This window comes from Agathobaculum sp. TL06 (assembly GCF_054658635.1).
The window spans coordinates 1-6015 of the sequence record NZ_BAAGGY010000047.1; the positions used below are offsets into that span (position 1 = coordinate 1).

General features: G+C 56.5%; 7 protein-coding genes. All 7 read right to left on the bottom strand.

Features of this window, described 5'->3' with window-relative positions; translation table 11 throughout:
- On the bottom strand, positions 1-1535 hold a 1535-nt coding region (locus ACYQ3S_RS15375; RefSeq protein ID WP_459690235.1), incomplete at its 3' end, for a recombinase family protein.
- A 111-nt stretch (positions 1536-1646) separates the two neighbouring features.
- Positions 1647-1835: a transposon-encoded TnpW family protein gene (locus ACYQ3S_RS15380; RefSeq protein ID WP_009259633.1), complete on the bottom strand. Its 189-nt coding sequence runs from the start codon at positions 1833-1835 to the stop codon at positions 1647-1649.
- 14 nt (positions 1836-1849) lie between these two features.
- Positions 1850-2692, bottom strand: a complete 843-nt coding sequence (locus ACYQ3S_RS15385; protein WP_009259634.1) for an ATP-binding protein — start codon at positions 2690-2692, stop codon at positions 1850-1852.
- A complete protein-coding gene (locus tag ACYQ3S_RS15390) occupies positions 2689-3420 on the bottom strand; it encodes a replication initiator protein A (RefSeq protein ID WP_009259635.1) in 732 nt (243 codons plus the stop codon). The genes ACYQ3S_RS15385 and ACYQ3S_RS15390 overlap by 4 nt, the downstream gene beginning before the upstream one ends.
- 136 nt (positions 3421-3556) lie before the next feature.
- Complete coding sequence (locus ACYQ3S_RS15395) at positions 3557-3943, bottom strand: cysteine-rich VLP domain-containing protein (protein ID WP_009259636.1); 387 nt, start codon at positions 3941-3943, stop codon at positions 3557-3559.
- Positions 3933-5645 (bottom strand): relaxase/mobilization nuclease domain-containing protein, encoded by a 1713-nt coding sequence (locus ACYQ3S_RS15400; protein WP_459690237.1) that lies wholly within the window; start codon positions 5643-5645, stop codon positions 3933-3935. Before ACYQ3S_RS15400 ends, ACYQ3S_RS15395 begins: the two co-directional genes overlap by 11 nt.
- A partial coding sequence (locus ACYQ3S_RS15405; protein ID WP_070087580.1) for a plasmid mobilization protein occupies positions 5617-6015 on the bottom strand: 399 nt, incomplete at its 5' end. The genes ACYQ3S_RS15400 and ACYQ3S_RS15405, both read right to left, overlap by 29 nt.

Here is a 6015-nt window from a genome sequence, read left to right on the forward strand (position 1 = left end):
CACTCATGCACGACGATTTTTTCAATCATTTCCCGCAAGAGGGTGGGGGTCAATTCCTCAAAGGCAAGGTGCTTTCGGACGATACCCATAAACTTTTCCGCGTTGACGGTGGCGGCCTGCGACTTGTCCAGTTCGGCCTGCAAAGCGGCGGCGCGGTCTTTCAGTTCCCGCTGCTCCTGCTCATAGTCTGCCGACAGTTCCATGAAACGCTCGTCGCTGATTTTGCCGTTTACATTGTCCTCATACAGCCGCTTGATAATGCGGCTCACTTCGGCAATGCGCTCCTGCGCCTGTTCAAGCTGCTTGGTGGCTGCGGCGGTCTTTCTCTTGCCGCCGATCTCGTTCTGCTGGATAAGCAGCTTCACAAAGCGGCTCTCATGCTTGGCGGCATATTCCGTTACTTGCCGGAGATTGGAGAGGACACCGGCGGTCAACAGGTCGGTGCGGATAAAGTGCGCCGTACAGTCGCGGGTGCGCTTCTTGTAGCTGCCGCAGATGTAACAGTCCTGCTTGCGGGTTTTGTTCTGATACCGCTGCTGGTACATCACATGGCCGCAGTCGGCGCAGAACAGCATACCGGAGAACAGCCCCACTTCATCATAGCGGTTCGGGCGTTTGCGTTGCTTGCGTAACTCCTGCACGCGCTCCCATGTTTCCCGGTCTATGATAGGCTCATGGTGGTTCTCAAAAATGGCCTGCTTCTCCACGGGGTTCTCTACACTGTGCTTGACCTTGTAAGAGGGCTTCTCCGTCTTGAAGTTCACCAGACAGCCGGTGTACTCCCGGTTTTCGAGGATATGCACGACGGTGTTCGTCGCCCACTTGCACTCATAGCCGGGGTGGTAGCGGCGGGTGCTGCCCGTCCTGCGGTATTCCAGCGTCCCCGGCGTGGGGATTTGCTGCTCCGTAAGCATACGGGCAATCTTGGTCGGTCCGTTCCCGGCAAGGCAAAGCTGGTATATCTGCTGGACAACCGGCGCGGTTTCCTCGTCAACGATATAGTTCTCGTCCTCGTCCATGAGGTAGCCATAGACCGGCTTGCTGGTAACAGGCTTGCCGCTCATGCCTTTTGCTCGTTTTACTGCCTTGATTTTCTTGCTCGTATCTCTCACCAGCCATTCATTGAACAGATTTCGCAGAGGGGTAAAATCGTTGTCCATGCCGCCGTTTGCGCTGTCCACATTGTCGTTGACAGCGATAAAACGCACTCCCTTTTGGGGGAACAGCATTTCCGTGTAAAACCCTACCTGCAAGTAGTTTCGCCCTAACCGGCTCATGTCCTTGACTATGACCGTACCCACTTTCCCGGCTTCAATGTCTGCAAGCATGGCTTGAAAACCGGGTCTTTGAAAGTTTGCGCCGGAGAAGCCGTCGTCGGTGTACCAGCGCAGATTGGTAAAGCCGTTCTGCTTGGCGTAGGTTTCCAAAATCCTTTTCTGGTTCGATATGGAATTGCTCTCGCCTTGCAATTCGTCCTCATGGGACAATCTCGGATAAAGGGCGGTAATGAGGTTTTGGGTGGCTTGTCTTAACATAAAATCCTCCGTTTCCGACAGCCAGCCCCACTATTCCGTGGTTTCATTGTACCACGGAATAGGGCGGGCTGTATAGCGGCAAAAGTGTAAAATCAGCTTCTTTATGATTTGTCAAATTGCCGATTTTTGTGTAGCAGCGGCTTCCGCTTCCAGTACCCGCGCCATTTTGTCGGCGGCGGTGGTCGTGGTGTCTTTCTTGAAATAGCCGGACACGACAAGGACGGAATTGCCCATGCGGATTTCCGTCACGCAGTCGGGGCGGCGGGTGGTGCGGGTGTCGTGCTGCTGTCTATCTGCCATAGGCAATACTCCTTTCAGTCGGTAATCAGTTTCTTCATGCTCTCCATTTTCCGCTGCGCGGTTTCCTGCCGGAAGTTGTCGCCGGTAAAGCGTACCGGGACGCACATGGAAAGCAGGCGGTCATAAATCCGGGAATGGGCGGTGTCCTCCGGGTTCCGCAGGTCGTCCAGCGTGAGGTTGGTCGTGACGATCAGCGGCTTGCCGCTACGGTAACGGCTGTCAATCACATTGAAAACCTGTTCCAATCCATACTCGGTGCCGCGCTCCATGCCGAAGTCGTCAAGGATAAGCAGCGGATAGCGGCAAAGGCGGGAAATGTACTCGTTGCGGTTCTCAAAGCTGGCGGCAAGGTCGTTGAGGATAAGGGCAAAGTTCGTCATGTGGACGGGGATTTCTTTCTCCATGAGGGCGTTTGCAATACAGCCCGCAAGGTAGCTTTTCCCGGTTCCCACGCCGCCCCAGAACAGGCAGCCGATATTGTCGGCTCGCATATCCTCCCAGTGTTCCACATACCGGCGGGCAATCCCGGCCTGCGGATTTCTGCCGTTGTCGTTCTCAAAAGTCCAGTCCCGCATGGTGGGGTCGGTAAAGCCCCGGCGTTTCAGTTCCTCCACGGTGTCAAGGTGCCTGCGCCGCTTCTCTGCGGCCTCCCGTTCCTCGCGGGCGGCTCTCTGACAGTCGCACTCTGCCGGGTGGCGGTCACGGCCAAAGATAGCAGCCTTATCCGGCGCAAAATAGGCTTCTTTCGGCTTGCGGCACTTGCCGCAGTACAGTAAACCGTCCTCGCCGGTGTAGTCCTCCGGCTCCGGGGTGGTGGCCGTCATATTCTCCAAAACAGCGTTGATTTCGTTCTTCATAAACTCTCGCCCTCCTTGCATGAGTAGTCTGGTATGCCCTTTTTCGGGGCTTTCTTTTTGTCGTTCCCCGCCCATATCCGCAGGGCGGCGGCATAGTTCTGATAACTTTTCCCGTTGGCGGCAAGGTAGCGGCTCATTTCCTCGATGAACCGTTCCAACCTGTCGGGGTACTCTGCCTGCAACTCGTCGTATTCGGTCTGCGACAGAAAAATATTCTGGTATCGGCCATAGGGCGCGGGCGGCTCCCCACTCACTCCCATTGTTTGGCTCTCTGTAAGGTTGTTTATAGTAGTTTGGTTAGGGGACGGTTTTCCGACCATCATAAGGTCGGTTTTCTGACCATCAGTAGGACGGTTTTCCGGCTCTATGAGGGTCGGATTTCCGGCCATCAGTTGGTCGGAAAACTGTACCTGTGGCACACGCGGCACTTTCACATATAGGCGGTTCGGTGCGGAGAAGCCGCCCCGTTCCCGTTCCAGCAGCCCCGCCATGTCCAGTTCATTAAGCGCCCCCTTTATGGTGGTGCTGCCCTTATCCAGTATTTCGGCTATCTCCGCGATGGGATAGATAATATATATCCTGCCCTCGTCGTCCTGCCACTTGTTCTTCTGGGAAAGTGTGGAACGGTCTAACAGCAGCGAATACAGCAGCTTGGCGGTCTGGGAAATCTCCATTTTCAGCAGGAAACGGGGGTAGGGCAGATAGATAGGCAGCGGCGTGTCTGCCATGATATAATCAGCGATAGTATCACCTCCCTGTGTTTCGGGTTGATTTTGGCGTTTTGTCACGCCTTAGAACGGCGTTTCCGGTGGAAAAGGATAAATGTATCGCGTACCCTTTGACACCCACGAAAAAAGCCTTGATTTATGCGGGTTTGAAAGGCTCTAAAGCGTGACATTTCTGCCTTTGTTTCCGCTTTCTCTCGGCGGCTTTGATTTTCTTCATGCGTCCGGCGCAGCCGGGACAGTATTTCCCCCGGTTGGATTTGGGGACAAATGCCGCCCCGCAGACGGCGCAGCGTTTCCGGCTCCCTCGGTGCAAGAGGGCTGCGGCCAGTTCCCCGTCAAGGGGCAGAACAGCCACACGGAACCAGCGGCACATGAGGGAAAGGGAAATGCTCTGGACGCACACGCAAGGCTCCCCGTCGTCTAACAGCAGGCAGTTTCCCTCGTCGTAGTTACAACACTCATGTACCAGCCGCCGCGCCCGCCGATGCTGGCGGTAGTCCATTCTCGGTAACTTATCGCTCATGGCTCTGCTCCTTTCTGCGGTGCGGCTCGTTCCGGCGCAAAATCTGGTCGATGTTCCGCTTGACGGTCTGCAACTCCTTGAACCGCTGTTTCTGTTCGTGGTAGGTGTTATACAGGCCGTCTTTCTCGGAGATAAGCTGCTCGATCTCGGCCTGCAACGCTTTCCGGGCGGGCAGCTTGGTAATGCCATGCGCCTTGAAATACCGGGCGGCTGCGTCGGCTATGATAAAATCGCTCTCGTTTGCCTGCCGGTATGCGTCACGGGCTTTCTGCGATTTCTGCGCCCGCAGCCCGTCACGGGCGGGCTTGGTCTTGGCATAGGCAAGTACCTGTTGCTGCAACTCCTTTTTCCCTTGTAGCTTGGTTTCCAGTGCTTTCAGTTCGCCGCTGGTCTGGCGCATTTCCTGATAGGCGGTATCAACAGCGGCTTCTAACTGCTCCGGGGAAGTAAAGCCGTATTCCTGATACACATTCAGCGTCGCGGCCATTTGTTTGAGGTTGTGCATGGTCGCCCAGCGTTCATAGCCCCGGCCTTTGCCCTCGGCCAGCTTCTTTTCAATGTCCACAAGCCGCTGCACACTTGGGGCCCCCGCAAAGCCGTCTGGCTTTGCGGGGAGAGGAGAAGCAGCGGAATGAGTGAGCTTTCCCGCTTGCGGGGAAGCGAAGGATATGGAGCTTGCGCCGACGAGTTTCGGGGCGGTTTGTGGGGCTTTTGTGTTCCCATGCCGGGGGTATTCGAGTATGGCTGCGGCCTTTTCTGTGGCTCTGGCGGCGTTCTGCTCCAAAACGGAAAGGACAGCGGTGCGGTCAAAGTCGTCGCCCAGCTTCCGGGCGGTAATGGGCTTTGTCCTGTCCGGCGTGAGATAGGACAGCCGCCCCCGGCTCTCCTTGACGGTCACGCCCTCCCGCAGCAGCAGAGAGGAAAATTCGTCAAAGCTGGCGGCGGTGGCAAGGGCTTTCCGTATGGTCTGCCGCAGCTTCTCCTTGTTCGTTTCAAACTTGGTCTGCCGGGGCGTGATACCGCCTGCAATCATGGGGGCGTTCTGCTTGTCCAGCGCAGCCTGTCCCTTTTTCTGCGCCCAATACTCCCGGTCGGTCACGCGGTTCTTGCTGCCGTTCAAGAGGTCGATTTGGTAAAGCCCCTCCCGGTGGCACATCTCCATGACTTCGGATTTGAAGTAGCGCAAGGCAGCGTCGGTACAGCGGTGCTTGCAGCCGGCTTTCGTGTCGGCTGGCCTGTCCATGTAGGGCAGGAACGGTACTTCCTCTATCCGCAGGCTGTTAATGACGATATGCACATGGATATTGCCGCTGTGGTTGTGGCCGTCCGGGTGGGTGCATACAAGGGCTTGGTGGCCGGGGAAATGCTCGGCGCAAAACTTCTCGCCCAATGCCTGCGCCCGGTCTACGGTCAAGCCGTTGTCCGGCCCGTCCCGTGGGTCAAAGCTGATGATATAGTGGTGGCTTTTCACATCTTCCCGCCGCTGGTTCTTCCCATAGCGGAGATTTGCCCGCATACAGGCAACGGCAAAATCCTCCCCGCCGCAGTTCAGCGTTGACAGCCGGTAGTCCTCGCGGGGGATAAGCCTGCCGGTTTCATCAAGGACGGGCTTCATGGTAAACTCGTCATGCTCAAAGAGAAGATATTGTTCGGCGGCTCCGTAGTCGGCGTTTTTAGAGTTGATATGCTTGAGTGTTGCCAACTGCGTCACCTACTTTCTTGAGGACTTCATACTTGAGGGCGGCAAGGTCGGCTATGGCGGCGCGTACCTCGCCGGACAGCGCATTGTAGGGTGAGCCGTACTCGTTCAGATACCGGGCAATCTGATTGAGGTTGCCGCCGATCCTGCCGTACTCGGCGGCCAGCTTCCCGACAGCGGAGAGCAGTTCATCATTGACCGCCGATACATGGACAACGGGGCGTATGGTCGTGCGCCGTATCGCCTGCCGGAGAAATTCCGACTGGCTGATACCATAGGGCGCAAGCCGCGCTGTGAAGTCGGCGTATTCATCTTCGGACAGCCGGGTTTTCACAACGCGGCTGCGGTGGGGCGTGTTGTATTTCTTTCGCAT

Excerpts from the sequence above, each read along its gene's own strand:
- ACYQ3S_RS15385 (WP_009259634.1), bottom strand. The coding sequence starts at position 2,692 with ATGAAGAACGAAATCAACGCTGTTTTGGAGAATATGACGGCCACCACC.
- ACYQ3S_RS15395 (WP_009259636.1), bottom strand. The coding sequence starts at position 3,943 with ATGAGCGATAAGTTACCGAGAATGGACTACCGCCAGCATCGGCGGGCG.
- ACYQ3S_RS15380 (WP_009259633.1), bottom strand. The coding sequence starts at position 1,835 with ATGGCAGATAGACAGCAGCACGACACCCGCACCACCCGCCGCCCCGAC.
- ACYQ3S_RS15390 (WP_009259635.1), bottom strand. The coding sequence starts at position 3,420 with ATGGCAGACACGCCGCTGCCTATCTATCTGCCCTACCCCCGTTTCCTG.